Origin of the sequence: Glycomyces artemisiae (assembly GCF_003002955.1) — a bacterium.
Classification (GTDB): domain Bacteria; phylum Actinomycetota; class Actinomycetes; order Mycobacteriales; family Micromonosporaceae; genus Glycomyces; species Glycomyces artemisiae.
The window spans coordinates 570,941-594,520 of record NZ_PVTJ01000002.1 but is presented as its reverse complement, the minus strand read 5'-3'; the positions used below and the strand labels follow the sequence as shown (position 1 = coordinate 594,520).

The window sequence follows — 23,580 nt, the reverse complement described above, 5'->3', positions numbered from 1 at the left end:
CCTTTCGCCATGCCCTCTCTAAGTACCGCATCATCGACATTCCCGTAGTAACCTCATGTAGTCCCGCAACGACGCCTCCTTCCCCACCTTCCCCAGGAGCACCCGCATGCCCGACTCCCCCGGCTCCGGCGGCCAATTCGCCGCCGACCTCTACGAGCTCTACGAAGTAGCCCAGAACGACCTCCGCCCCCTCGCGGAGTTGTACAGCGGATTCTCCTCACAGATCGACGAAACCGGGGCCTACAGCCTCGACCCGCCACCCGCTTCGGGCATCGTCGCCCGCGGCCAAAGCGCGCTCAGATCCGGATCGGCCCTAGTCTCGCTCCGTGATGACGTCCAGTACGTCTTCGCGATGAGCAGCCAGAACATCGAAGCAGCCGCGGCGACGCTGATCACCGTCTCGGAGACCTACGCCGACGCAGACGACGAGACCCGCGCTGACTTCGACGCGTCCAAAGCGGACGACTTCCCCAACGGCAACACACCCGCGCCGCCACCGCCACCGACATACCCCGCCGGTAGCGGCGCACCCATCCCAAAGGATTGACTGATCCGACCTTGAAAGGCCGCAACCTTGACTGAAGGCGACCTGTACACCCTCGAACAGCTCGACGGGGATCTCTACGACCTTGCACTGAAGCTCTACGACATGAAGGCGCTTGAGCAGGCTATCGACGAGTTCTGGGCGAGCGTCGCCGTCGATGCCATCCCTCTCGTGGGCCCTTGGCTCAACGCGCTATACGACAAGTACCGCTCCGCACAGGATCCAGTGATCATCGGCAGCGATGCCGCGGTGCTCGCAGACCTCCCCGACCGCTGCCGGTACCTGGTCGGCATCGACCCGGTCCCGTACCAGGAAGCGACAGTCCACTTCGAGGCAACAGCGCTCGACATGGTCGGTATCGAAGGAGCACCGGGAAACATTCTCGGCAAGATCGGCAACTGGTATGGCGATGCCGCGGAGGCCTTCGAGGAGTATTTCGCCGGCTATTCTCCCGCGCAGGCGCGCCAGGCGGAACTCTTCGCAGCGACGATCAATGCGAGCGCTTCGCTAGAGGCGACTGTGCGCGGAGGCCAGCAGGCAGTCCGAGACCTCTTGACGCAGGCACTTTCGCTGGCCGACCAGATGATCGACAAGTACAAGGAGACGCAGAAGGCGCTGGAGGTCAACCTGGCGATCGGAGTCGCCGGGATTGCTGCCGCAGGCTTCGGCATCGCCGCGGCTGGTGGGGCGGCAGCCGCGCTCGGCGGTGCGGTCTCCAGCGGCGCAGGCTCGCTGGTTTCGAGTATCTACGCGTTCAACCAGACGTACTCGGAACTTTCTGCCTCGGACTCAGATGAGCTGGTCGAATCGATGAGTGTGCTGCTCGTGGGGATCGAGTCTGCGGTTCACGATGCCGACGAGGGTATCGCAACGGAGATCGAGACCATACGGAGCGAATGGACCATGCGTGAGATGGCTATTCCGGCTCCCCCCGGAGCCGATGAAGTCAACACCGAGAGCTTTCACCATGAATCCGCAGTCTGAGCCGGTCCCGCGATGGCAGCGACCGAAACGCGGCGAGCGCCTGAGGTTTTTCATGTTGCTCGCAGCGTTTCTGGCGGTAGTGGCGGTCCTGGCGGTCACGCTCCCGTACCTCACCGGCCCGAGAGTCCAGTACCAGTTCTCGGCACCTGATCCTTGGGCCGAGACCTGTTTCGGCGACGAAGGCGTTACGCAGAATGTCATGGGGTTGGATAACTCATCGAACCCCGCTCCGCAAGTCAACGGATCCGAGGGGTCGTACGCTTCCTACGATTGCGAATGGGAGTGGGATCCGGCCGCAGACGGGCTCACCGGGCAGCGACTCTTGATAATGATCGCCGTCTTCGAGGACAGTGAGCCGAAGGGATACGACTATCTCTTCGATCAGACGCCTGCGCAGCGGGACTGGGTCCTCGAAGCCGATACCCTCGATGGATTCGAGCACGGTGTGTGCATCGACCACTCGCTGCTTGCGTCCCCCTATTCGGAATGCTTGGCCTCCGACAGCAATCTCAAGATCACCGTCCAGCTCCGGCCTCTCACCGCCCAGGGGGAGTACCCAAGCACCGAGTTCGGCCCGGAAGCCGTCCCGATCAAGAACCTGACGGTCGAGCTGGGAGCGCTGGTGCGGGAGACGTTCAAGAAGTGACTGAGCATCTCCACCGAGCAGCTGTCGAGGCCGGTCGGGAAGCGGCCAAGTGGGCTCCCGGGTCACGATTGCGGACCGTCCTCTTCTCGGTCGGGATTGTCGTTGCCGTCATCATGATGCCCAGTCTTGTCATGTACCTGGCCCAGTTGGGTCCGGACTTCCGCTTCACCCTCCAAGACGACTGGATTTCCATGTGCCTCGGCGACGAGGAGGCTGTGGCGTCGCTCCTCGCCTGGGACGAAGCCGAAGTGGCCGAGCCCGAGATCCTTCGCGACGACCTGCATGACGCCTCGGTCTACACCTGCGACTGGGTGTGGCATTCCGCTTCCAACCAGGGACAGCTCCTGACGATCTCCGTCGAGGTCCGGGACTGGAGTTCGTTCGAGCCCTATGAGAAGCCCGGTTCGGGCACAGTCGACATCGACAACTGGCCGTCAAGCGGTTGGAGCTCCGACTACGAAGTGCTCGACGGGTGGGAGAACGGCATCTGCATCCAGCACTGGGGGACTTCCAGCGACGAGTACAGGTGCGTCGCCTCCGAGGAGAATCTGCGGTTGACCGTGAAGTCCGAACCCAAGACGTACGACACCCCGCACGACTCCAAGTACTTCGGCCCTGGCGGGAAGTCAGTGGAGGACCTGACCGTCGAGCTCGGCGAGTTGGTGCGGGAGACGTTCGCTCGTTGATGGAAGAGGGGCCGGACGCCGGTGCGTCCGGCCCCTCGGTTTCCAGGGGCGCCGTCCTGGGGGGAGGTGATGCCCTTGGTCTATTCCTCCTTGAAGGCGTCGCCGATGCCGGTCGGGTTCGCTCTGCGGAGGCGGCTGATCAAGAAGATGGGCAGGGCGATCACGGCGAGTCCGGCGGCCACGAGGGCGATGATCTGCCAGGTCGTGAAGAGCGGCGTCTTGGCGGGGACGGTTTCGAAGTCGGCTTCGGAGTCGATGGCGGGGAAGTCGGCGGTGACGATCATCTTGTCGCCTTCCTCGAAGAGCTCGTTGTTGCGCTGGAAGTCTTCAAGGCTGGTGTAGCCGTCGCCGTTCTCGTCGACGATGGCGACCGTGCGCTCTTCCGTGCAGAAGAGGAAGACCACCGACTCCTCCCATTCCTCCGAGTCTGCGAGGTCGATCAGCAGCACCTGCGAGTACGTCGCGCCGGGCTCGTCGCAGGAGGTCTCTTCTTCCAACGCGCCGCAGCCTGCCACGAAGGACAGCGCGAGCAGCGCGGCGGCGGCGTACGGGAAGGCGGGCATCGGTGTCTCCGTTCCTGGGGCACTTCGACTCTCCCAGAATGCAATACGGATGCCGGGACCCCTCCCGCGAAAGCGTGAATACGCGTTTCGCCGCCGTGCCAGGAGGACCCGGGGGGATCCTGCGGCACGGCGGCGGATGGCGCGATGCGTTGCGGTGCAGATCGTTACGCGGCGAGCGCCTCGTTGATCTTGCGGGCCATCTCGGCGAGGGTGGGGCTCGGCGCGCCCTTGTGGGCCCGCTCGGCCGCGTCGATGACGACGCCGATCGTGCTGCGGAAGTTCTCGGCCTCGGCCGGGTCCTGCGCTTCCAGGAGCTTCACCGACGCGGTGAGCGCGGGGAAGACCTCGTCGGCGAGGGCCGCGGTCGACTTGCCCTTGAGCTTCGCGCCCTTGGCGGAGGCGACCACGTGGCCGACGGCGCCGGTCGCAGCGCTCAGCGCCAGACCCGCGTCGGTGGCGACCTTGTGGGCCGACCCGGCGATGCCGGCGGCGGTCAGCAGGGAGACGGTTCCGTAGGCGGCGGTGCGGATGGTGATCTCGTCCTGGGCGGTGATGTTGACGGTCATGTCGTGCTCCTTCAAGCGGTTCGTTTCTCGGCGGTTCGCCTTGATGAGAGAACTATCGGCGGACGGCCTGACACGCCGCTGACACCGCACTGACAACCCACACGACCTGCGTTTACACCCCTTGCACCGATTTCATAGACTCCCACCCATGGGACTTCCGGGACCGCTCGCGAAATGGACACGCAAGGCAGAGCGCGCCGAGCACGAATGGGGACGCCGGGAAGTCGACTCCTGGGCCCGCACCGCCGAGTTCGGCCAGCCCTTCAGCTGGGGCGAGGCCGAGGCCGCCGTGCTCGCACGCGACTACGACCGGCTGCCCGGCTCGTCCGTGGCGCGGATGCTCGGCGTCGTCGGTTGGACTGCGGTGGTGATCGCCGCGATCCCGCTGGCAGGGGCGTCGCTGATCGGGCTCGTCCTGGTCGCGCTCGGCTGCAACGAGACCGGCGCCGACGCCGCCCAGGACTGGTTCTCCCTGGCGACCACCGCGTTCGTGGTCGCGACCGTCGCCGCGGTCGTCGCCTTCACCATCTGGTGGGAGACGCGGCGCCGCAGCGTCGCACTCCTGATCATCAACGCGCTCAACCTGATCGGCTCGGCCGCCGCGTACACCGTGCTCGCGGTCTCCACCGCCACGGCCGAGTCCTGGCTCCCGGTCCTGATGCTCGCTTCGGGCCTGGTCAGCGCCGCCACGCTGGGGCTCGGGCTCTTCTCGAAGCCCGAAGGCCGCACGAACAACCGCAGGAAGTCCCTCAAGCCGCCCCGCCGCGGCCCGCGCGGCGACAAGCGGGCCCGCGCGCTGCGGGCGCGCAAGCGCCTGCTGGAGGTCGTCGTCCACCGCGGCCTGGTCAAGCTCGACGAAGCCGACCTGATCCGCGTCGGCGAGTTCCCCCTCGGATACTGGTCCGAGCTCGACGGCCTCGACGAACGCGAATGGCGCCGAGTCCTCGAACGCCGCCACACCGGCTGGCGCGACTTCACTTCCGAGCCCTGACGACCGCCCGACACCAAGCGCGACAAAGACAACCAGAGAGAAGCCCTGCAATGCCGAGAGCCGCGGCGATCCAGCCCAACGAGTGGGCGACCACCCACCCCAACTTCGAGGGATTCGACCTCGGGAGCCTGAACCGCGTCGTTATCGACTACGCCTTCATCGAACTGACGATGGCGAAGCGCTGGCACCGCCGCACCGGCCTGGGCCGGGCGTGCGCCGTGATCGGGCGGATCTTCACGATCATCGGGCTCATGGCCGGGGTCGCGATGGCGGCCTTCATGCTCGTCGGGACCGATTCCGAAGCGCTGCTTCCGGTCGTGTGGAGCGGTTCGGCCCTGGCCTGCGTCGCGGTGCTCGGATTCCTCGTGCCGTGGGCGCTGACGCCCTACCGGCAGTGGGACCGCACGCTGTGCGGCATCTCAGTGATGATGGGCGTGGTCGCGCTGCTGTCGCTCGGCTCGGCTCTCTTCCGAGGCGTCACGATCGCCCCGCTGTGGTCGGTGGTGGTGCCGCTCGTCGTGCTGCTCCTCGTCGCGGTCGGCGCCATCGTCGCCGACGTCAGGCTCCGCACCACCGATTTGCCGCCCGCGGTCGATCTGAACTCGTTGTCCCCGAACGAGATCGAAGTGCTCCTGAAGGTGCGCCGACGCGCCCTGACGATCCTGCGATCGCGCAACATCGTCTCCTACGCCGACTTCCGCGGATTCGACGAGTCCCCGCTTGACCCGTCGCCGGCCCCCTCCTGAACGACCTCCCGACGAAGTGGCCCGGCCGGGAGCCCACCTGCTCCCGACCGGGCCGTTGGGGAGGGCAAGGTCAGTCCGTATCGGGGTTGTCGATGAGGGCGTTGCAACGCTCCAGGATCCACCCGCACCACGGGTCGCCGAGCCAGGTCGGGGACCATTCCGCGACGTCGTCGGGGTCGTCGGTGAACCGGCAGCACTCCCGCGGCCCGGCGCCGTCCTCTACGTCGAGGAGGTACTCGATGACGCGAGGCGACTGGGCCGGTTGGGAGCCTAGCGAGTAGAGCGTGAACACTGCGGGCCCGCGCTGGAAGTCCCCCAGGTACCCGTCGACGCCGGGCTTCCCGTCGGACCGGAGGTTGTAGGGGCCCTCATCCGCTTTACCCATTACAAAACCGCGCCCCGCCCAGGATGTGCCTGCCGCGGTAGAAGACCCGGAACGCCTGCTCCTCCAACCAGATCTTGTCCTGCGGCTTCAGCCGCGACCAGTACTGGCCCCAGGTCGCCTTCAGGTCGCCCGAGTTCAGCCCGGAGATGACCAGCACGATGTCCTCGCGCCCTCCCGCGATCACCTGGAACGAATCGGGCGCCTCCGCACTCGACGCGCGGACCGTATAGCTCCGATAGTCGTCGCGGAACGAGCCCCGCACCAATTCGGCCTTGTCAGCCATGCTCGTACTCCATTCGGGAGTGTCGGATATCCGATCGAGCGGCGCCGGAAGGCCGCCGCCCGCAAGAGCGTTGACCCGGCCTCCCGGCTTTCCCACCAGACAGGAGCCGCATTTTGCGACCCCCGTGACTCCAAGGTAGGCGACGTTTTCGCAGGTAGCAACCCGACACGACCTGCTACTTCTTCTTGGAGGACACCCCCGTAAATTTTTCCCGTAAATTTTTTGGGGCTCCTTATGGGCCAAATTCTTTGCGCCGCAATCCCTTACCGCAAAGGCTTCGGTTTCGCAATTGGACCTCATATGCCATCATGATTGGCCAGCAGCGCTTTTCCCACCAATTGCGGGGTACATCTCATGGTCAAACCGACGCTCTCCAAGTGGTACGGCCCCCGCGACCTCGCCGACTGCATCATCGACAGCGAGAAGTCGGATGCCGAGGTCGCTCAGGCACTGGACTACAGCACACAGACGATCAGCAACTGGAAGAAGGGCAAGGGCCAGCCCTCGGTCGGCGATGTCCGCGAGATCATCACCCTGTTCGGAGGCGCCGACGAGGAGCGAATCCTGTACGTGCAGAAGGTGGTCCGCACCAAGAAGGCCGACCAGGCAGGTCTGGAGTTCGACCCTCGCTTCAACGCAATCCTCCTTCAGAAGGGGGAGCGCCACTACAACTACATATTCACGTGGGAGCCCGATACGATCCCAGGACCGTTCCAGACGGATGCCTTCCACTACAAGGTTCTGCAACCGCTCGAAGAAACCAGCGATGAAGTAGCCGAGTTCGGACATGAATTCAAGCAGCGTCGCGCCAGGATGCTGGAACTCCGCGGGACCCCCTTCCAATCACAGACCGTTATCGGTGAGTCGGCACTGCTCTGGTTGCGCGAGCTCGAAGCAGGCGACCGACGCGAGCAACTGGAACTCCTACGCGAATGGAATGCTCGGCCGAACTTCGAGCTTCGGATCATGGCGAAACCACACACCTTGCGCGGGCATTTTGTGCTGTTCCTCCCCGAAGGGAGCCCGACCGCTGGGCCTGGATTCGTGTTCACCGAGATCCGGGACCGCACTACATGCATCGAGGAACCAGAGCGGGTCAAGTTGTACACTGAGCCGATCGAGCCGAATTGGCATCGTGCAACACCACTGGAGGAGTACCTCGATGCAGAGCGCGAGCGCTTGGCGTAAGAGCAGCCGCAGCAGCGGCACCAACAACTCCAACTGCGTGGAGGCCCGTTCGACCGTTGGCGCGTTCCAGGTCCGCGACTCAAAGCTCGGCCAGGTTTCACCGGTGTTCAACCTCCCGGCAGCCGACTTCGCCGGCCTCCTCGACGCCGCCCGCCGCGGGTAGCGCGTCCCCAAGTCCACGAGTAAGGGGCCCATCCATTCCGGATGGGCCCCTTACTCGTGCCTGCTAGATGGCGGTGTCCATATAAGACTTGGTGACACGCCGCGACTTGGGGTTGACAAAACCAAGAACTACTCCTCATGCTTGCACCGACACGTTCAGTGAACATGTCGCACCAACTTCACACAAGGCGTTCATCAGAAGCGCCGCCCAGTGGCCCAGAGCTACCAACTTTGTCCACCGGGCGGCATGACACAGAAGGTTGAGTTCAATGTCGTTCACGACAGTACCGCAGTCGACGCTACCCAAAAACTGCCCGACACCCACCCGGGCGACCCTTTCGGGCTACCAGTTCCGAACCGCCCCGTACGACGCATACGACCCCGGTCCGTGGCTCTGGCGCGCCGACCCCACCTACCAGCGCGACCTCCGCACAGGCCGCCACCGCCGAGACGAAGCCCCGGACCCGCTCCCCAGCACCCCCAACCACCAGGTCGTCGTGATCCGCGACCTCGCATGGGCCCGCTTCCTCGAATCCTCGGCCCCACTCGCCCAAGCCCACATCACCACCCGCCCAACCCGCCCCCCACTCCGCAAACGCCTCACCCGAGCCCTCCGCATAGCGATCACAATCCTCCGGGGAGCCCCGTCCCCCACCCCTCCCAGCTAGCCTTGCCCCATGCGAAAAGGCTGGGCGTGGACGGTATTCGGCGCCTTCGCGCTCCACAACCTCGAAGAAGCCCTCACCGCCCCCGCCTTCTTCGACGACCTCCCGCCCAGCCTCCCCATCCCCTGGCCCTCCACGGCGGCCTTCCAAGCCGCGACCGCCGTAGTCACCATCCTCGGCCTCGCCCTGGTCCTCTTCGCCATCCACCGAGACCGCACCTGGCCCGTGACCACCCTCGCCACGATCATGCTGATAAACATCGCCATCCCCCACCTCCCCCTCGCAATCCTCAACAACGGCTACGCCCCCGGCGTAGCAACCGCCCTCCTACTCAACCTCCCAATAGACCTCCTCTGGCTCACCAAATTCCGCAAACCCAAATAACCCCAACAAATCCCCGCGGCTGCGGGGCTTGCGTGTCGCGGGCTTCTTCGCGGTAGACGTTGTTGGGCTCATCCCCCGCGGGTGCGGGGCTTGCTTCGGCACCGAGCACACCAGGCTCCCGCCGACCGGCTCATCCCCGCGGGTGCGGGGCTTGCGAGCCGCCCCGGACCGTCTGCCAGAACAGCTGAGGCTCATCCCCGCGGATGCGGGGCTTGCCGAGCTGCCGGTGCGAGCCGTGTCCCTCGGTAGGGCTCATCCCCGCGGGTGCGGGGCTTGCATGTACAGCGGCAGGAGCTGGTGCCGGGCGTCGGGCTCATCCCCGCGGGTGCGGGGCTTGCAACCTGACCGTCCTGGGAATCGCCCTCGCCATCGGCTCATCCCCGCGGGTGTGGGGCTTGCGCTTGCCCTGGGGGGCTCTCGGCTTCTACGCTGGGCTCATCCCCGCGGGTGCGGGGCTTGCGGGCCTGGTCCGGCCGTACGTGAACACGGGCGGGGCTCATCCCCGCGGGTGCGGGGCTTGCAGCGTAAGCAGTTGTTGAGCTGGCGCCCAAGAAAGCTCATCCCCGCGGGTGCGGGGCTTGCATATCGCCTGCATTTTTCAGGTCAGCATTTCTGGGCTCATCCCCGCGGGTGCGGGGCTTGCATCAACCGCCGCTACGACAACCCCCAGGGCGTGGGCTCATCCCCGCGGGTGCGGGGCTTGCGCCGCTGATGGTCCGGCGGACATTGTGAGCCTGGGCTCATCCCCGCGGGTGCGGGGCTTGCGGGCCTGGTCCGGCCGTACGTGAACACGGGCGGGGCTCATCCCCGCGGGTGCGGGGCTTGCAGCGTAAGCAGTTGTTGAGCTGGCGCCCAAGAAAGCTCATCCCCGCGGGTGCGGGGCTTGCATATCGCCTGCATTTTTCAGGTCAGCATTTCTGGGCTCATCCCCGCGGGTGCGGGGCTTGCGCCGCTGATGGTCCGGCGGACATTGTGAGCCTGGGCTCATCCCCGCGGGTGCGGGGCTTGCCGGCCGCTTAGACCATTCCCCGCCGGTGACCGAGGCTCATCCCCGCGGGTGCGGGGCTTGCCCCGTAGGCGGCGACCGTGAGGTGCGGCTCGACGGCTCATCCCCGCGGGTGCGGGGCTTGCGACGGCCAACTTGACGGTGGGGGTGCCGCCGACGGCTCATCCCCGCGGGTGCGGGGCTTGCTACTCGTCGTCGCCGGGGCGGCCGGGGATGTCCGGCTCATCCCCGCGGGTGCGGGGCTTGCGCTGACGACGGCGCCCCGATGACCAGCCCCGGGGGCTCATCCCCGCGGGTGCGGGGCTTGCGCCTCAGCGGCGGGCTGCTTGGGCAGGGCGACCGGCTCATCCCCGCGGGTGCGGGGCTTGCTGCACGTGGAGGTGAAACACCGTCTGGGTCGCGGGCTCATCCCCGCGGGTGCGGGGCTTGCCTCTCCGACATCACCCGACGCCGCTAACCCGAAGGCTCATCCCCGCGGGTGCGGGGCTTGCCGCGCCCTACCGGACCGGGTGGTGCTGATGCCGGGCTCATCCCCGCGGGTGCGGGGCTTGCGGGCAGTCCGCCGGCGGAGTGATCCACTCGTTCGGCTCATCCCCGCGGGTGCGGGGCTTGCAAGCGCTCGCCCCACAGCTCATCGAAGGCGATGGGCTCATCCCCGCGGGTGCGGGGCTTGCCTGGAGTCGAGGAGCTTGACGGGGTCGCCGCCGGGCTCATCCCCGCGGGTGCGGGGCTTGCGACGAGACCCCGCTGATCACCGTCGAGTCGCCGGGCTCATCCCCGCGGGTGCGGGGCTTGCCGAGAACGGCGCGTGGACCATGTGGGCGGTCGAGGCTCATCCCCGCGGGTGCGGGGCTTGCCGGCGGGACCGGCTTGCCGGCTCGGCGCAGCACGGCTCATCCCCGCGGGTGCGGGGCTTGCGACGGTCGACCCGTTCTCCTTCGGCCGTTCCGGGGCTCATCCCCGCGGGTGCGGGGCTTGCCTGCGTCGGCTCCGCCTGCGCGGTCGTCCACACGGCTCATCCCCGCGGGTGCGGGGCTTGCACGCTGGAGAGGTCGGCGCCCGCGGCGGCGGCCGGCTCATCCCCGCGGGTGCGGGGCTTGCACTTCCTCATCTGGGCCCCTAGAGGCGCTGACTGCCCAGACTAGTCACTGACCATTGTGGCTCAAAATGATCCTCGCGAGCTTCACCGGTCGCGTTGCCGTCAGCGGCCACCTCTGCCTCCATATTTTCGGCGCTTTGAGGCCTTGCTCCAGCCCGGCTTGAGTTTGCCGCTAGCACCTACTGCTCCACTGGGCCGCCGCATGAGGGTGATGCCGTCGAAGTCGACTGGCTCCCAATGGTGGTCGTGCGTCTCGAAGGTGTATCCCTGTTCGCTCCTGTTCTGGTAGACCATCAGGGCCCGACCCCCGGCCGACAGATCGCAGACCTTGGCCCACAAGCGCTCGCGCACTCGTCGGCTCAGCTTCCCGACGAACACTCCGGCGGCGATCTCCTGCATCCACTGAGTCAGATGACCGCGGAGGCCCGCAGGGCAAGCGGTCAGCACGATCACCGTCATCAGAATGGAACCTCGGGCTCATGAGCAGGCGCAGAGTCGTCGTGGTTCGCACCGCCCGCGACGTCCTCGCCCTCCTCGTCCCACAACCGCACCTCAGCCGTCTGCATCCAATAGTCCTCGCGCCCATCGCCATCGACTTCGATGTCCTCCGCGGCCAGCATGTCCCGGATGTCCTTGACGCACCGCGCCAGGATCTTCCCTGAGCGGAGGGCATCGCGGACCGCATGGCGGGTCGCCGCCGAGACGTCGTTCGGGGTCGCGGCGACGACGTCGAAGGCGACAGGGATCGTCACCTCGGCCTTGTAAAGATCGGCGATGTCGTAGACGAACGCCCGCGAGTGCCCCGAGTGGATGAAACCAAGGGCCGGAGAAGCGCCCAGAGCCACGGTCACCGCATGGACCACCCCGTACAAGCAAGAATGCGCCACCGACAAGGCCCGGTTGACCGGGTCGCCCGAGTCGAAGTCCGCCGGGTCGTACTTCCTTGACCCCCAAGGAACCCCAGTGCGCTTCGAGTGCTCGCGGTAGCAGGCTCGCACACGAGCACCTTCTCGCCCGCGGAGCTGCTGCATGGTCAGCCCGTACACCTCGTCGTCGTCAGGGAACCGCATCGCGTACATGCGGCGGGCGACCCCGAGGCGCAGCGAGCGGTCGCTCACCAGGCGGGCCTGGGCCTCGATCAGGCGGCTCGTCTCGGCGAGCGCCCGGCCGTGGGCGTAGTAGCGGACCCCGAACTCGCCCACCCAGATCACGGTCGATCCGTTCTCCGCAAGAAGGAGCATCGCCTGATGGGTGACGCGAGTACCCGGCCCCAGCATCAGGACGCCGAGCGACGCCGCGGGCACATGCACCACGCCCGACGCGTCGCTGATCGTGACCGCGTTCGAGTCGCGGCCGAGCGTGCTCCTCTCCGTGTACAGGAACGACATGCGGTCCTCGACGCGGACCAGGTCGGGCAGTTCCGGAGGAGGGACGCCGGGAATCGAAGCCATCAGCCGCCGCCGAGCGGGGCGAGGGTCAGCAGGCCGCAGCCGTACGCCTTGGCCTTGCCGATGCCGTGGACGAGCGAGTGCCGCAGTGCCTCGACGTCGCCGATCTCCAGCGCGCCTTCATATGTGACCACGCGGATCGTCACTTCCCGCCGATCCTGCGACTTCGTGAACCGCAGCCAGGTTCGGTCGTGGACCGTAACGTTGGGGCTCCCGTCAGCCTTGGCCGGGATGGTGAACCCCCGGCCCTTGCAGCGATCGAGCAGCCATTCCAACTGCTGGTCCGGGGTCACATGCGGCAGCCACCGCTTGGGGCCGTCGGGCGTCGTGCGCGCGAAGTGCACCGGGTTGGCGGTCAGGCGGAACGCCCAGCGCTGCCCCGTGTCGAGCGAGGCGAGCAGCTTCCCGTACGGCCGTGTGTCCCAACCGGTGCCGCGGGCGGGCCAGCCCGCCTCCTCGACCAAGTGGGTGAGGTCGGGCTCCTCGGGACTGGCGATGTACAGGACCGCGTCGTGCCGGGCGGCCTGGTCGAGCCGCCAGAGGATGCGGCCGCTCTCTCCTTGGAGCCGTTCGGGTTCGGGGAAGCCGTGGAGCACGGCCGCATGCAGCCGGTTCGGGCCGGAGAGCAAGCCGCGGGCGCCGCGGCGGGCGGTGTTGAAGCGGAAGCGGGTCAGGTACATGTCAGACCTCGAAGGCGGCGAAAGGATCATGGTGCGGGAGACGCGACTCGGGATTGTCGACGACGATGCGGTCGTGGACGACCTGTCTCCACTCGTACCGGCGGTGCCGCGGGTCGAAGCTGACCGGCACGTCCTGGACGGCGTCCCCCTGCTCGCCGGTGCCCGCGTCCCGCACGATCTCCAGGTCCACGCGCCGCGGGCTCCGGCGGCGGTGGTGGGCTCTCGCCAGCCAGGGCTGGCCCGCGATCGCCTCTTCCAGCGGGAGCGCGACGGCGTCGAGGAGGACCTTGTCCGAAGGCGGGCAGGAGCGGCGTCCCAGGAACAGCTGGAACCTGGGGCGGCGCAACGCATCGGCGAGGCCGTCGATTAGGTCGGCGTCGCCTTCGACCGCGGCGAGGAAGATCGCGTCGGACAGGTAGAAGCGCTCGGCAAGGGTCGCGTTGGCGGCGGGATCGTCGAGCGGGCGCGTGGTCTGGAAGTCCCGCAGGAGCGTGCCCGGCTGGTCGGTCCGCACACCGAAGCGCACGTCGAGCAGCTCGGTGAGCGGCTCGGTGCGCCGCACGCCCTTGGCGGCCGCGAGCATCCCGAGGACGCCGCTCTTCGACGGCACCGCGTCGGTGGCGCGGCGGGTGAAGCGGCTGGAGGTGCCCCAGGACTGCATGGGCCCCGCCAGCCGCAGCCGGAGGGTCTTGCGGCCCATCAGGACGCGCCGACCCGCGCGGCGACCGTGGCCTCGACGCCCTCCAGGAGCCCTTGCAGGTCCACCTGCTCGCCGGTGTCGGCGAGCGCCTTGGTACGCCCGCCGAGACGCACTGTCCAGATGTGCAGCGGCGCTTCGTTGTAGGTGCTGTTGACGGCTTCGAGCTGGTTCTTCAGCTCCTCGCAGGCGCGCTCGATGCGGCCGTTGGCCTCGGTGATCGGCTGCTCGAACGCGCCGACGAGGTTGACCGCCTGCGAGTCGCGGAGGGTCACCAGGACCGCGTCGGGGAGGGTGCGGTTCGCGAACGTGTTCATCTTCCCCGAGGGCATCGAGCGGATGAAGCTGCGCACGAACGCGCTCGCGGCGCGGGCGGTGGCGGCGTCGTCGCCCAGGTTCTCGCGGAGGAGGTCGACGTCCAGGTTCGCGTACCGGTAGAGCGTCGCGGAGTTGAACTCCACGGTGGCGATCATGCCGGCGCCGGTCTCGTCCTGGTCGTCCTTCTCGTCGTCCACCGCGGTGAAGTAGTCGAACTCGGTCTCGACGGGGTGGACGCTGATCGCATGGGCCACTTGGCAGGCGGCGTCCACGTTGAGGGAGGCGTCGTCGGCGATCATCCGGCCGAAGAGCGCGACGTCGATGGAGTGGCGGTCGTTCAGGATCGCCTTGACGGCCTTCTTGTCGAGCTTCTCGCCACTCTGATGTGCAGTGACGATCGCGGCGGCGAGGTTCGCGATCTGGTTGCGGCTGAGGAAGACCAGGTACCCGGACTCCTCGAACTCGTCGCCCTTCTTCTGGATCTTGACCTTGACGCCGCCTTCGTTGAACGCCTTCACGGTCAGGTCGCGGGCCTCCTCCTTGCCGATCGCAGAGGTCGCCTCGACCTGCTCGGCGACGAGCTTCACGATCTGCTTGGTCCGCCAGCCGAGGTCGGCGTCATCGAGCGTGTCGCGGAAGTCGAGCCGGATCGCGCGCTTCCAGGACTGGCTGGAGACCCGTGAACGCCGCATTCCGCCGAAAATGGCAGTTTTCGGCGAACCGGTGTCGTCGCGGTTCAAGTTCGCGGGGGGCACGGTCTGGAGGGCGTGCAGTTCGATGATGGTGCGGGGCATGGCTACTCCTGGGTGGTCGAGGGGTCGGCGGTGTCGGGGTCGGTTGCGGCGGGACGAGTCGGCCCCGCGCTGGCGCGCCAGTACTCGCGGCCCCAGAGGGCGCGCACATGGTCGGCGCCCGTCAGGCCGCTGTTCAGCGCGCGGCCCTGCTGGAAGAGGCAGAGGTCGTCGGCGAACACCCCGTAGTCGAATCCGATCTTCGCGGCGCGCAGCTGGGTGACGAGGTTGCGGACGTGGTAGACGAGTTCGGCGTAAGTCGCGGCGGTGCCCACGGCAGCGAAGCGGCGGTGGACCGTCTCATCGTTGCCCCGGACGGCGGCCAGCCACTGGCAGGCGACGGCGAACGTCGTACCCGGGGTGTGCATCCGCTGCTCACGCTGGGACTGCTGGTGGATCGCGAAGAGCGTCACGGCGGTGTGGAGCGCCCGCTCCGACGGCGTCGCCCGCGGAGGTTCGGCGCGGTCATAGCGGAGCTCGCGCTCGATCAAGGCGTCGGGCAGCCAGACCGCGGCGAGCCCGGCGGTGCCGGGCTCGGCGTTGACGGCCTGGCGGAGCTGCGCGAGGGTGGCGATCGCGGCGGACTCCTGCCGGAGGTAGCGCCGCTGGAGGTCGTCGACGACGGACGCGACGTGCTCGCCGAGCGCTTCGGGCTTTCGCGGCTGCTTGGGCCGCTTTCGGGCCGCGGGTTCGAGGGTGTCGGTCATCGATCCGTTGCTCCAATGGGGACTTTGAAGGCGAGTTCGAGGTCTTTGAAGGCCTTGCGGCGGAAGCGGGTCTCGGCGATGGCGCTGTTGATCCGGTCGGCCCCGGTGCCGCGCCCCTTCCATGCGGCTTCTCCAGCGGACCGGACGAGGCGTGCGGCGGCGTTACGCACTTCAGCCCACACGGTCGCCTGCCATGCGGCTCGGGCCGCGTCGGTGTCGGCGTCCGCGCCGAGCTCGGCAAGCCAGGTCCGGTAGCGGGCGCCGAGCGCGGCGTATCCGGCGCTGGCGGCCGAGGTGCCGGCGCCGTCCACGCCGTCGCGGCCGCCTGCGGCGCGGGCCAGGTCGCGGGCGAGAGCCGCGAGCGCGCGGACGGCCTTGTCGGCGTCGTTCACCGCTTCTGCGACGGTGGCGGCGAGTTCAGGATGGGCGGTGTCGAAGACGGCGGCGGCCATGGTCAGGCGGTCGTCGACGAGGTCGGTGACGACGGCTTCCTGAGTTCCGTAGGCGAGGCCGACGGCGTGGTAGTGGAAGGCCCGGTGGTGTTCGAGGAGCCCGCTGGCGTGGGCGTGGCCGATCCACCGCGCGATCAGGGGAGGCTCCGATCGCGCCCCCGCGGTGGTACCCGCGGAGAGGGCGGGGAGGCTCGCGGCGATGCCGCGCCAGAAGGCGCGGTCGGGGTCGTGCCTGCGGGGCAGGTAGACCCGTTCGAGCTTGAGCAGCTTCTCCTGGTTCTCACTGCGGCGCCACGCGGTCATCGGCTCGACGGCCCATTGGTCGCGCAGTTCGAGGCGGTCGCCCTGGCAGATGACCGCGCCGGTGACGGACTGCCCGTCGGTGGCGAGTCGGAGTCTGCGGGACTGCCAGGTGTAGAGGTCCAGCAGCCCTTTGGGTGCGCCTTCGGGTTCGCGGCGCTCGGGCGCGGGGCTTTGCGGCTCGCGTTCCCAGACGGGGAGGTCGCCTTCGATCGGGGTTCCAGCGGATTCGAGGAAGTCGAGGGGCATGAGGTTGAGGAGGATTGTCTCGGCGAGGTCGTCGCCTTCGGCGTAGACGCCGCCGAGCCTGCCGAGGGACCCGGGTCCGATGGGGTAGCTCTTGCCGCCCTTGGCGCGGGGGTCCCCGTCGGCGGCTCCTTTGATCCCTGAGAGATCGAAGGCTTGGCAGTGGACGAGCCAGCGTGCGGCCTCGGCGAACCCGATGCGTTCGAGGCCTTCGGCGGTGCGGGTAGCGTACTTCGGGTTGCCGGTCGGGACGTCGGCGATGAAGGCGTTCAGGCCCGTTTCGGCCTTCTTGGTGACGAGGTCGGCGACCTGGTAGAAGGGCGTCTCGGGATGGAAGAGCTCGAATCGGTCGGATTGCGCGGCAAGATATTCGGTGATGTCGTCGGCGGGGAGGCGCTTCGACTCCCACAGTCGGCGCCACTCCTCGCCGTCGGCGGGGCCGTCGGTCGCCGCGTGGACGATCGCGAGGAGCAGGCGCAGGACCGGAAGCGCCTGGGTCGGGAGGTCGCCGGTGATCCTGGCGTATTCCGCGGCGCTGCCGAGGCAGTCGGTGAGGGAGACGGTTGCGGACGTCCCGTCGAGTCGTTGGACCGTGATCCAGGGGTCGTGGACGAGGTTGAAGCGTGGGGTCACAGTCGGCGCACTCGCAATCCGTCGTGTCGGTCGTAGTCGAGGTGGAAGCCCGCGAGGTCGGTGCCCGTGGCGGGGTCGATGTCGAGGACAAGCTGCCCTTCGAGGTCCCTCGATGACTGCCAGGCGTCGAGCCAGGGGTGGCGGCGTTCGAGCGCGTCAATGACGTCGGGCGTGGACATCTCGACGGGCAGGTTGAGCGTCGTCGCCGCGACGGCCTTCGCGAGGTCGTCGTCCGGGCAGGAGTTGGTCGGGAGGACGACGCGGCGGTGGCGTTTGAGCCAGGGCAAGGTCGTGTACTGGTCGCCGTCGCGGGCGATGAGGAGGACTTCGAGGGTGTCGACGGGGATGTCGCGGACCATGGCGCGGCCTTCGGGGGATTCTTCGTCTTGGAGGGGGTCGCCGCCGTGCAGCCAGCCGAGTATGGGACTGCCTGCGGCCGAAGGCGATTGGATCCTGTAGGTCTTCGCCCGGTGAAGTTGGTCGGCCCGCTTCGCCTGCGCCTGAGCCTCGGCGGCCGCGAAGGCGGGGAGCCAGGACGCGGGTCCAATGTCGATGGTCCCATATGCCGCTTGAACGAGGGGCGCGATGTCACCCGGAAGGATGACCATGCGGCCGCCGTCGAGATACGGGTGCAGCACGGCGGCGGACCGGAGGAGCGCCCACGCGCCGTACACGCGGACCGACCCCGGCACCGGCACGGCTGTCTCGGCCTCCCAGTCGGCTCCGGTGAGGTAGCAGCGGGCCGGTCGCGTGCGTTCGGGGCGCTCGTGCCGGTGAAGGCGGCCCATGCGCTGGAGGACGAGGTCGGCGGGGGCCAGGTCGGTGACGAGCAGGTCGAAGTCGATGTCGAGGCTCTGCTCGGCGACCTGGCTCGCGACGACGATGTGCTTCGCGGGCCGCTCGTGGCCGTTGCCCGGCGGGCCGAAAAGGTTGCGTAGCAGCTCGTCCTTGTCGGCCCGGTCGGGTGCGGTGAACCGGGAGTGGGCGACGGTGACGAGTTCGGGGCCGAACGCGTCCCGGAGGGCCTTGGCGGTCTCCTGGACGCGCTTGACCGTGTTGCGGAGGACGAGCGCGCAGCCGCCGCCGTCGAGTTCCCTTTGCAGCACGTCGATCAGGGACTTTGGGTCGTCCTTGAGGGTGCGGACTTCGACAGCGGTAACCCGACCAGAGGGCTGAACGGGTCGGATGCGAACGGGGCCTTCGGTTCCGGCGGTGATCACCGCCGGGTATCCGATGTCGTCGATAAGCTCCGGATACAGCTCCGCAGCCGTCGGCGCGGGGCGCCTGCGCCGCCCTACCGCCGGGCGGGGTCCGTTGCGGCCCTTCTCGTATGCGGCGACGAGTTCGCAGCGGCGCTGCGCGGGAAGGGTGGCGGAGAGAATCACGACCGGGACGTCGTACGAGGCCAGCCACTCCAGGGCGGTGTCGAGATACACGCCCATGTAGACGTCGTAGGCGTGGGCCTCGTCGATGATGACGACCTTGCCCGCGAGACCGAGGTGACGCAGAGCGAGGTGCTTCGCCTTGAGCGCGGCGAACAGGAGCTGGTCGATCGTGCCGACGACGAAGCTGTTGAACATGTTCTTCTTGCGCCCGGCCATCCACCAGTGCGCGATGAGTTGGGCGTTCGGGCCGTGCCCGGCCTCGTCCTGTGCCACGGCGCTCACGGCTCCGCGATGGAAGAGCCTGGTGAACCTGGTGTTGGAGAACGCCTTCGCGTGGGCGAGCGCGATGCTGTGGTCGCCGCGGTCGCCACGCCGGTCGGGCAGACGGCGTGCCCATTCGAGGGCCCTGTCGAACATGGCGTCTGAGGTCGCACGGGTCGGCAGCGCGATATAGCAGCCCCCGGCGCCCGACTTCGCCGCGAACGCCTCGGCGGCGAGCAGAGCGGCCTCGGTCTTGCCCTCCCCCATCGGAGCCTCGATGATCATCAGGCCCGCAACAGGAGCGGAGACGGCTTCGGCGAGCGCGGCGCGTTGGACCGGCCTGAGCTGGTAGTGCACGGGGAGGCCGAATCTGGTGCTGAGCAGATCTTCGTCGAGCTCGGGCGCAACCGCGCTCCATGGGGTTGTGAGATCAAGCTCGGCGAGCCCGGACCTGATGCGGCTCTGGTCGAAAGCGGTGTCGGTGCGGTACGGGAAGAGCGCCGGGTTGCTCGCGATCCAGTCGGCCATGATGACGAGCCCGGTAAGGAGGACCTGCACCGGCTGCGGGAGCTTCAGCTGACGCCAGTCGCCGAGGCGCCCTGCCGCCCCGCTCGACTCGGCGGCCCAGTCGAGCAGCGCGAACTGGGTGCGCAGCCAATGCGGATGGTCCTGCCGAGACCAGCCGAGCAGGTAAGGACGAGAAAGGGCCGCTTCGCACTGCAAGCCGTCGGGCGGCAACCCGTGATGGCCGCCCACGACGACGCTGATCTGCTTGGTGCGCTGCGGGTCCCAATTGTGCCGCTGCTCCAGCCACCGGTCGAGGATCAGCATCCCGGCGGTGGCGTGCGGGGCCTGGCGCCGGTCGACCGTCACCTGAGCTCTCGCGGTGAGCCCTTCAGCCTCCATGGAAGCGAACAACCACGGCACCTGCATCGCGAAAGCTGGAGTGGCCTTCCCGATGTCATGAACGGCGGCGAGCCAAGTGCAGAGCACGGCGGCATCACCCTCACCGCCGGGCAACGCCGCGGCCAGGGTCCGCCGCACCGAGTCCGGCAGGAACCGATGGAACAGGTGGCGGGCAACCGCCGCGGTATCGGAGATATGCCGATGCAACGGCATCCAGGCACCGTCATCGGAATGTGACGACTTGCCCCAGCAGGTCAGTGCGGCGGTGTCAAAACGGGACGCATCCCAAGAAAGCTCCAAGGCACACTCCAGTGGTGTGATCACTCGCCAACGCCTCCCGAGCCCATTACAGCACGACCGCCGTCTTAACCCTGCCCCGATGCCGCCGTAAGAAAGACACGTTATAGATTCTTGAGATCTCTTGTAAGCCAACATGACACGGGGGTCAAGAAAGGACAACGAAGTCTTGAGCGCTCGATCTGCACTCCTCCTCGTCCTCGGATGCCTCGCCCTCGTCGGAAGCACCGGGTTCGTGACGCTCGTGATCGCGATGATCCTGCTGCGCCAGTGAGGCTCGCATCCCTAGCCGTTAGCATGACACGTTGATAAGCCCGTCAAAACGGGCATGAGCCGGTGTCTTGCTTTCGGCAATAGTGAGCCCCGCCTCCGCGGGGATGAGATCCGGTGGAATCCGGGTGGGCCACCCAAAGTGACTCACCCGGATTCGTCTTCGCTCAAGCGTCTAGGTCTACCAACTCGGTTGAACCCCTCAGGAAGTTGAAGACCTTCTCCGGGACTTTCACGGATTCGGTCGGGTAGAGGGTGCGGGAGTCAGCGGCGGTTTCGGGGTTGGTGGTGAGGGTGGCGAGGTTGTCGAGGAGGGTCGTCAGGTCTTCGGTGATCGGGTCGGTGGGGCCGGGCATGGCTCCCCATACGTCCCAGGGGAGGAGTTCGAGTTTGGAGAGGGCGGCGGTGTCGCGGATGAGGTTGCTTGCGATCCACCAGGGGCCGTGGGTGTCGGGTCCTTCGATGCCGCAGCGGTGTGGGTCGAGGTCGCCTGAGCGGTATTGGAGCCAGGTGGTTCCGGCGACGTGGAAGCCGGTGCGGGGGACGTCGACCGGGTCGAAGTCGATGCCGAGGTCGGCGATCAGCGAGGGGTGGAGTTGAGCGTCGGCGAGGCGCCAGGCGCCGTCGTGCCAGTACTCGGCGACCCAGTGGTCGATGTGCCAGCCGGGGACGAAGTAGGTCGCGAAGCCGCAGCGGGCGCGGGCGGGGATGCCGTGGGCGCGTAGGGCGACGACCACGAGGAGGGTGAAGTGGCGGCAGGAGCCGAGCAGGGGTCGGTCCGGATGGGCGAGGATCTCTTCGGCGCGGCGGAGGTGGCCGGTCGGGTGGTCCGGGTGGCCCGGTTCGTGGACGAGACGGTCTTGGACGGCTGCCAGGAGTTCGCGGATGTCGGAGGGGAGCTCCTTGGCGCCCTTGGTGAGCGGGCCGGGTTCGGCGTAGTAGGCGAGGTCGTCGTTCATCGCGTAGCTCCGTTCTCAGGGTGAAGACGGAGGCTAGCGAAATTTTGGTCTATATTTCAACATTTCCCTGGTCGGGGCGTTCGCTCCGAGGCGGGCCAGGGTAAGGCCCGGGTCTGCGCGAGCAGGGCCTCGGCGAGTTCCCTTGCAGCAGAGGGCGTCAACGGTCCGTTGCCGAGCAGGATGCGGTACCACAGCACCCCGAAGACCTGGTCGACGAGGAGATCGGCCCCGCCGGGGCCGAGGGGCTCGCCGCGGGCCTCGGCGCGTTCCAGGACCTCCCGGAGCACCGCGCGTCGGCGGCCGGTGAACTCGACCATGAGCCGGTGCACCTGCGGGTCGCGCTGGGCCTCCCCCATGACCACCCGCAGCAGCGAGATGGTCGGCTCCTTCACCGCACTGAAGGTCGCGGTCACGAACGCCTCCAGGTCCGCGGCGAGCGACCCCGAGTCCGGCACCGCCACCACCGCCCGGCCCAGTTCTGTCATGGCCTCCAGCAGGATCGCGAACTTCGTGGGCCACCAGCGGTAGATCGTCTGGCGCCCCACGCCGGCCTCGGCGGCGATCGTGGCGACGGTGACTTCAGCGGCCGGGCGCTCGGCGAACTGGTGCACCGCCGCGTCGAGGATGGCGCGGCGGGCCTCCTCGTTGCGCTGGCGTCCGGTGTGCTGGCGGTCGGCGGTCCTCGGCATGTGACCAACCTACCATTGACGAGGCGTGGCGTCTCGGCATACATTTATCGAGACATCAAGTCTCGACAAATTTGGAGGCGGTCCGAATGACGGACCTTCGGCAGTTCCAAGGACAACGGGCCCTCGTCATGGGCGGCAGCTCAGGCATCGGCGAGGCGACCGCCGCCCGGTTCGCCGCCCTCGGCGCGGCCGTCACCATCACCGGCCGCCGCGAGACGGCCCTCAAGGAGGCGGCCGACCGCATCCAGGCCGCGACCGGCACCGCCGTCGACGCCGTTCGGCTCGACGCAGCCGAGACCGCCGCACTCGCCGCGTTCTTCGCACCCGAGACCGGCTACGACCACCTCGTCCTCGCACTCAGCGGATCCAACGGCGCCGGCCCCATCGCCACCCTCGACCTCGACGACCTCGCCGCCGGCTTCGAAGGAAAGTTCTGGCCGCACCTCCGCACCCTCCAGGCCGCGCTGCCCCGGCTCAACCCGGGCGCCTCGGTCACGTTCATCTCCGCGGTCTCGGCCCGCGCCGCGATGCCCGGCACCGCAGGGCTCGCCGCCGTCAACGGCGCCATCGAGGCCATGGTGGCCCCGCTCGCCGCCGAACTGGCCCCGATCCGGGTCAACGCCGTCTCCCCCGGCGTGGTCGACACGCCATGGTGGTCCGGGGTCCCCGAAGCGCAGCGCAAGGCCCTGTTCGACCAGTACGCCTCCGTCCTGCCGGTCGGCCGCGTCGGCAACCCCGCCGAGGTCGGCGAGGCCGTGGCCTTCCTGGCGGGCAACGGCTACACGACCGGCACCGTGCTCGAAGTCGCCGGGGGCGCGCAGCTCGCCAAGGGCTGAGCACACCGCAGGACCGCGCAGGCGCACCGGACGCGTACGCGCGGCGACGCTTCATAATTGCCGGGACCGGGTCGGTGGACCCGGCCCCGGCTTCGCCGTGGAGGCCGTCAGCATCCCCTCCCCTGCAACGAAAGCGGAAACCCGTGACGACGCCGATCAAGAGCGAGGCCGACACCCCCGTGCGCGGCGAAGCGATCAGCCCCGCGCGCCTCGAAGCGCTCAGCGACGGCGTGCTCGCCATCGCCGCAACCCTGCTCATCATCGAAGTGCACGCCCCCGAATCCGGGGAACCGGTGTGGGCCTCGCTGCTGGAATCCTGGCCGGCACTGGCCGCCTACGCGGTGAGCTTCCTGGTCATCGGGATCGTGTGGGTCAATCACCACACGCTGTTCCGCCGCGTCGCGCACGCCAACCGTGCACTGCTGTTCATGAACCTCGGACTGCTGGCGACCATCGCGTTCCTGCCGCTGCCGACCGCGACGATCGGCACCCACCTCACCGGCGGGCAAGCCGTCCCCGCCGCGATCTTCTACTCCCTCACGATGATGGCGAGCGCATCCTGGTTCACGGTCCTGTGGGGGTACCTGGCGCGGCATCCGCACCTCATGCACCCGGAGGCGCGGCACGAGGCCCAGCCCGCCGTCGTGCGATCCCTCATGGGCCCCTTGCTGTTCGGGACCGCTGCCTTGGTGGCGCTCGTCAGTCCCGTGGTCTCGCTCCTGGTGTGCGCGTCCGCGTCGGCGTACTTCGTGGTCGGCCACGAACGCTGGGCGGCGCGCTGGCACCGCCGCAAGCGGCGGTAGCGGC

General features: G+C 68.1%; 25 protein-coding genes and 1 CRISPR repeat array. Of the genes, 11 read left to right on the top strand and 14 right to left on the bottom strand.

Annotated features, from left to right (window positions below; all coding sequences use genetic code 11):
- The first annotated feature begins 106 nt into the window (after positions 1-106).
- From B0I28_RS07370 to B0I28_RS27160, 4 genes are all read left to right on the top strand, one after another.
- On the top strand, positions 107-547 hold the full coding sequence (locus tag B0I28_RS07370; RefSeq protein ID WP_106363134.1) for a hypothetical protein: 441 nt from the start codon (positions 107-109) through the stop codon (positions 545-547).
- A gap of 27 nt (positions 548-574) precedes the next feature.
- Positions 575-1,528 (top strand): hypothetical protein, encoded by a 954-nt coding sequence (locus tag B0I28_RS07365; RefSeq protein ID WP_106363133.1) that lies wholly within the window; start codon positions 575-577, stop codon positions 1,526-1,528.
- 52 nt (positions 1,529-1,580) lie between these two features.
- On the top strand, positions 1,581-2,174 hold the full coding sequence (locus B0I28_RS07360) for a hypothetical protein (RefSeq protein WP_106363132.1): 594 nt from the start codon (positions 1,581-1,583) through the stop codon (positions 2,172-2,174).
- A gap of 113 nt (positions 2,175-2,287) precedes the next feature.
- A complete protein-coding gene (locus tag B0I28_RS27160) occupies positions 2,288-2,860 on the top strand; it encodes a hypothetical protein (RefSeq protein ID WP_181245683.1) in 573 nt (190 codons plus the stop codon).
- 80 nt (positions 2,861-2,940) lie between these two features.
- Here B0I28_RS27160 and B0I28_RS07355 read toward each other — a convergent pair whose 3' ends face one another.
- Together B0I28_RS07355 and B0I28_RS07350 are read right to left on the bottom strand one after the other, a co-directional pair.
- Positions 2,941-3,423, bottom strand: coding sequence for a hypothetical protein (locus B0I28_RS07355; RefSeq protein ID WP_106363131.1), 483 nt, complete (start codon positions 3,421-3,423; stop codon positions 2,941-2,943).
- A 164-nt stretch (positions 3,424-3,587) separates the two neighbouring features.
- Positions 3,588-3,989, bottom strand: coding sequence for a hypothetical protein (locus B0I28_RS07350; protein WP_106363431.1), 402 nt, complete (start codon positions 3,987-3,989; stop codon positions 3,588-3,590).
- Between the two features lie 148 nt (positions 3,990-4,137).
- Here B0I28_RS07350 and B0I28_RS07345 point away from each other — a divergent pair, with 148 nt between their 5' ends.
- Both B0I28_RS07345 and B0I28_RS07340 read left to right on the top strand, forming a co-directional pair.
- Positions 4,138-4,980 (top strand): hypothetical protein, encoded by an 843-nt coding sequence (locus B0I28_RS07345; RefSeq protein WP_106363130.1) that lies wholly within the window; start codon positions 4,138-4,140, stop codon positions 4,978-4,980.
- 50 nt (positions 4,981-5,030) lie between these two features.
- Positions 5,031-5,726 (top strand): hypothetical protein, encoded by a 696-nt coding sequence (locus tag B0I28_RS07340; RefSeq protein WP_106363129.1) that lies wholly within the window; start codon positions 5,031-5,033, stop codon positions 5,724-5,726.
- A gap of 70 nt (positions 5,727-5,796) precedes the next feature.
- On the opposite strand, the gene B0I28_RS07335 is transcribed toward B0I28_RS07340, so the two are convergent.
- Positions 5,797-6,111 carry a hypothetical protein gene (locus tag B0I28_RS07335; protein WP_106363128.1) on the bottom strand — a complete coding sequence of 105 codons (315 nt, stop codon included), beginning with the start codon at positions 6,109-6,111 and terminating at the stop codon, positions 5,797-5,799.
- A complete protein-coding gene (locus B0I28_RS07330) occupies positions 6,104-6,394 on the bottom strand; it encodes a hypothetical protein (protein WP_106363127.1) in 291 nt (96 codons plus the stop codon). Before B0I28_RS07330 ends, B0I28_RS07335 begins: the two co-directional genes overlap by 8 nt.
- A gap of 354 nt (positions 6,395-6,748) precedes the next feature.
- On the opposite strand from B0I28_RS07330, the gene B0I28_RS07325 reads away from it, so the two are divergent.
- From B0I28_RS07325 to B0I28_RS07315, 3 genes are all read left to right on the top strand, one after another.
- Positions 6,749-7,582 (top strand): Scr1 family TA system antitoxin-like transcriptional regulator, encoded by an 834-nt coding sequence (locus B0I28_RS07325; protein WP_106363126.1) that lies wholly within the window; start codon positions 6,749-6,751, stop codon positions 7,580-7,582.
- Positions 7,557-7,745 (top strand): DUF397 domain-containing protein, encoded by a 189-nt coding sequence (locus B0I28_RS07320; RefSeq protein WP_106363125.1) that lies wholly within the window; start codon positions 7,557-7,559, stop codon positions 7,743-7,745. Before B0I28_RS07325 ends, B0I28_RS07320 begins: the two co-directional genes overlap by 26 nt.
- 676 nt (positions 7,746-8,421) lie before the next feature.
- Positions 8,422-8,793 (top strand): HXXEE domain-containing protein, encoded by a 372-nt coding sequence (locus B0I28_RS07315; RefSeq protein WP_106363124.1) that lies wholly within the window; start codon positions 8,422-8,424, stop codon positions 8,791-8,793.
- 127 nt (positions 8,794-8,920) lie between these two features.
- Positions 8,921-10,900: a CRISPR direct-repeat array (repeat unit 28 nt; unit sequence GGCTCATCCCCGCGGGTGCGGGGCTTGC).
- A gap of 100 nt (positions 10,901-11,000) precedes the next feature.
- On the opposite strand, the gene cas2e is transcribed toward B0I28_RS07315, so the two are convergent.
- The 10 genes from cas2e to B0I28_RS07265 all read right to left on the bottom strand — a co-directional run bounded on the left by cas2e (position 11,001) and on the right by B0I28_RS07265 (position 21,937).
- Positions 11,001-11,357 (bottom strand): type I-E CRISPR-associated endoribonuclease Cas2e, encoded by a 357-nt coding sequence (gene cas2e, locus B0I28_RS07310; protein WP_106363123.1) that lies wholly within the window; start codon positions 11,355-11,357, stop codon positions 11,001-11,003.
- Positions 11,357-12,349, bottom strand: a complete 993-nt coding sequence (gene cas1e / locus B0I28_RS07305) for a type I-E CRISPR-associated endonuclease Cas1e (protein WP_106363122.1) — start codon at positions 12,347-12,349, stop codon at positions 11,357-11,359. Before cas1e ends, cas2e begins: the two co-directional genes overlap by 1 nt.
- The gene (gene cas6e, locus B0I28_RS07300; RefSeq protein ID WP_106363121.1) at positions 12,349-13,026 is read right to left on the bottom strand and encodes a type I-E CRISPR-associated protein Cas6/Cse3/CasE; all 678 of its coding nucleotides are present in this window, start codon (positions 13,024-13,026) and stop codon (positions 12,349-12,351) included. The genes cas1e and cas6e overlap by 1 nt, the downstream gene beginning before the upstream one ends.
- 1 nt (position 13,027) lies before the next feature.
- On the bottom strand, positions 13,028-13,726 hold the full coding sequence (gene cas5e / locus B0I28_RS07295) for a type I-E CRISPR-associated protein Cas5/CasD (protein WP_106363120.1): 699 nt from the start codon (positions 13,724-13,726) through the stop codon (positions 13,028-13,030).
- Entirely contained in the window at positions 13,726-14,835 is a 1,110-nt protein-coding gene (gene cas7e / locus B0I28_RS07290; RefSeq protein ID WP_106363119.1) for a type I-E CRISPR-associated protein Cas7/Cse4/CasC, read from the bottom strand. The genes cas5e and cas7e overlap by 1 nt, the downstream gene beginning before the upstream one ends.
- Positions 14,836-14,837: 2 nt before the next feature.
- Positions 14,838-15,539, bottom strand: a complete 702-nt coding sequence (gene casB, locus B0I28_RS07285) for a type I-E CRISPR-associated protein Cse2/CasB (protein ID WP_181245681.1) — start codon at positions 15,537-15,539, stop codon at positions 14,838-14,840.
- The gene (gene casA / locus B0I28_RS07280) at positions 15,536-17,170 is read right to left on the bottom strand and encodes a type I-E CRISPR-associated protein Cse1/CasA (RefSeq protein WP_181245679.1); all 1,635 of its coding nucleotides are present in this window, start codon (positions 17,168-17,170) and stop codon (positions 15,536-15,538) included. Before casA ends, casB begins: the two co-directional genes overlap by 4 nt.
- The gene (cas3, locus tag B0I28_RS07275) at positions 17,167-20,046 is read right to left on the bottom strand and encodes a CRISPR-associated helicase Cas3' (protein ID WP_425433434.1); all 2,880 of its coding nucleotides are present in this window, start codon (positions 20,044-20,046) and stop codon (positions 17,167-17,169) included. The genes casA and cas3 overlap by 4 nt, the downstream gene beginning before the upstream one ends.
- 410 nt (positions 20,047-20,456) lie before the next feature.
- Positions 20,457-21,248: a transglutaminase-like domain-containing protein gene (locus B0I28_RS07270; protein ID WP_106363115.1), complete on the bottom strand. Its 792-nt coding sequence runs from the start codon at positions 21,246-21,248 to the stop codon at positions 20,457-20,459.
- 56 nt (positions 21,249-21,304) lie between these two features.
- Positions 21,305-21,937, bottom strand: a complete 633-nt coding sequence (locus tag B0I28_RS07265) for a TetR/AcrR family transcriptional regulator (RefSeq protein WP_106363114.1) — start codon at positions 21,935-21,937, stop codon at positions 21,305-21,307.
- An 86-nt stretch (positions 21,938-22,023) separates the two neighbouring features.
- Here B0I28_RS07265 and B0I28_RS07260 point away from each other — a divergent pair, with 86 nt between their 5' ends.
- Both B0I28_RS07260 and B0I28_RS07255 read left to right on the top strand, forming a co-directional pair.
- A complete protein-coding gene (locus B0I28_RS07260; RefSeq protein WP_219926608.1) occupies positions 22,024-22,773 on the top strand; it encodes an SDR family oxidoreductase in 750 nt (249 codons plus the stop codon).
- A 143-nt stretch (positions 22,774-22,916) separates the two neighbouring features.
- Positions 22,917-23,576 carry a TMEM175 family protein gene (locus B0I28_RS07255; protein ID WP_181245677.1) on the top strand — a complete coding sequence of 220 codons (660 nt, stop codon included), beginning with the start codon at positions 22,917-22,919 and terminating at the stop codon, positions 23,574-23,576.
- Positions 23,577-23,580: the final 4 nt, after the last annotated feature.

What these genes read in the sequence shown, in the direction of transcription:
- cas2e (WP_106363123.1), bottom strand. Translation starts at nt 11,357, where the DNA reads ATGACGGTGATCGTGCTGACCGCTTGCCCTGCGGGCCTCCGCGGTCAT.
- B0I28_RS27160 (WP_181245683.1), top strand. Translation starts at nt 2,288, where the DNA reads ATGATGCCCAGTCTTGTCATGTACCTGGCCCAGTTGGGTCCGGACTTC.
- B0I28_RS07335 (WP_106363128.1), bottom strand. Translation starts at nt 6,111, where the DNA reads ATGGGTAAAGCGGATGAGGGCCCCTACAACCTCCGGTCCGACGGGAAG.
- cas5e (WP_106363120.1), bottom strand. Translation starts at nt 13,726, where the DNA reads ATGGGCCGCAAGACCCTCCGGCTGCGGCTGGCGGGGCCCATGCAGTCC.
- casB (WP_181245681.1), bottom strand. Translation starts at nt 15,539, where the DNA reads ATGACCGACACCCTCGAACCCGCGGCCCGAAAGCGGCCCAAGCAGCCG.
- B0I28_RS07325 (WP_106363126.1), top strand. Translation starts at nt 6,749, where the DNA reads ATGGTCAAACCGACGCTCTCCAAGTGGTACGGCCCCCGCGACCTCGCC.
- B0I28_RS07360 (WP_106363132.1), top strand. Translation starts at nt 1,581, where the DNA reads ATGTTGCTCGCAGCGTTTCTGGCGGTAGTGGCGGTCCTGGCGGTCACG.
- cas7e (WP_106363119.1), bottom strand. Translation starts at nt 14,835, where the DNA reads ATGCCCCGCACCATCATCGAACTGCACGCCCTCCAGACCGTGCCCCCC.
- B0I28_RS07315 (WP_106363124.1), top strand. Translation starts at nt 8,422, where the DNA reads ATGCGAAAAGGCTGGGCGTGGACGGTATTCGGCGCCTTCGCGCTCCAC.
- B0I28_RS07345 (WP_106363130.1), top strand. Translation starts at nt 4,138, where the DNA reads ATGGGACTTCCGGGACCGCTCGCGAAATGGACACGCAAGGCAGAGCGC.
- B0I28_RS07270 (WP_106363115.1), bottom strand. Translation starts at nt 21,248, where the DNA reads ATGAACGACGACCTCGCCTACTACGCCGAACCCGGCCCGCTCACCAAG.
- cas6e (WP_106363121.1), bottom strand. Translation starts at nt 13,026, where the DNA reads ATGTACCTGACCCGCTTCCGCTTCAACACCGCCCGCCGCGGCGCCCGC.
- B0I28_RS07340 (WP_106363129.1), top strand. Translation starts at nt 5,031, where the DNA reads ATGCCGAGAGCCGCGGCGATCCAGCCCAACGAGTGGGCGACCACCCAC.
- B0I28_RS07265 (WP_106363114.1), bottom strand. Translation starts at nt 21,937, where the DNA reads ATGCCGAGGACCGCCGACCGCCAGCACACCGGACGCCAGCGCAACGAG.
- B0I28_RS07350 (WP_106363431.1), bottom strand. Translation starts at nt 3,989, where the DNA reads ATGACCGTCAACATCACCGCCCAGGACGAGATCACCATCCGCACCGCC.
- B0I28_RS07355 (WP_106363131.1), bottom strand. Translation starts at nt 3,423, where the DNA reads ATGCCCGCCTTCCCGTACGCCGCCGCCGCGCTGCTCGCGCTGTCCTTC.
- B0I28_RS07320 (WP_106363125.1), top strand. Translation starts at nt 7,557, where the DNA reads ATGCAGAGCGCGAGCGCTTGGCGTAAGAGCAGCCGCAGCAGCGGCACC.
- cas1e (WP_106363122.1), bottom strand. Translation starts at nt 12,349, where the DNA reads ATGGCTTCGATTCCCGGCGTCCCTCCTCCGGAACTGCCCGACCTGGTC.
- B0I28_RS07330 (WP_106363127.1), bottom strand. Translation starts at nt 6,394, where the DNA reads ATGGCTGACAAGGCCGAATTGGTGCGGGGCTCGTTCCGCGACGACTAT.
- B0I28_RS07260 (WP_219926608.1), top strand. Translation starts at nt 22,024, where the DNA reads ATGACGGACCTTCGGCAGTTCCAAGGACAACGGGCCCTCGTCATGGGC.
- B0I28_RS07370 (WP_106363134.1), top strand. Translation starts at nt 107, where the DNA reads ATGCCCGACTCCCCCGGCTCCGGCGGCCAATTCGCCGCCGACCTCTAC.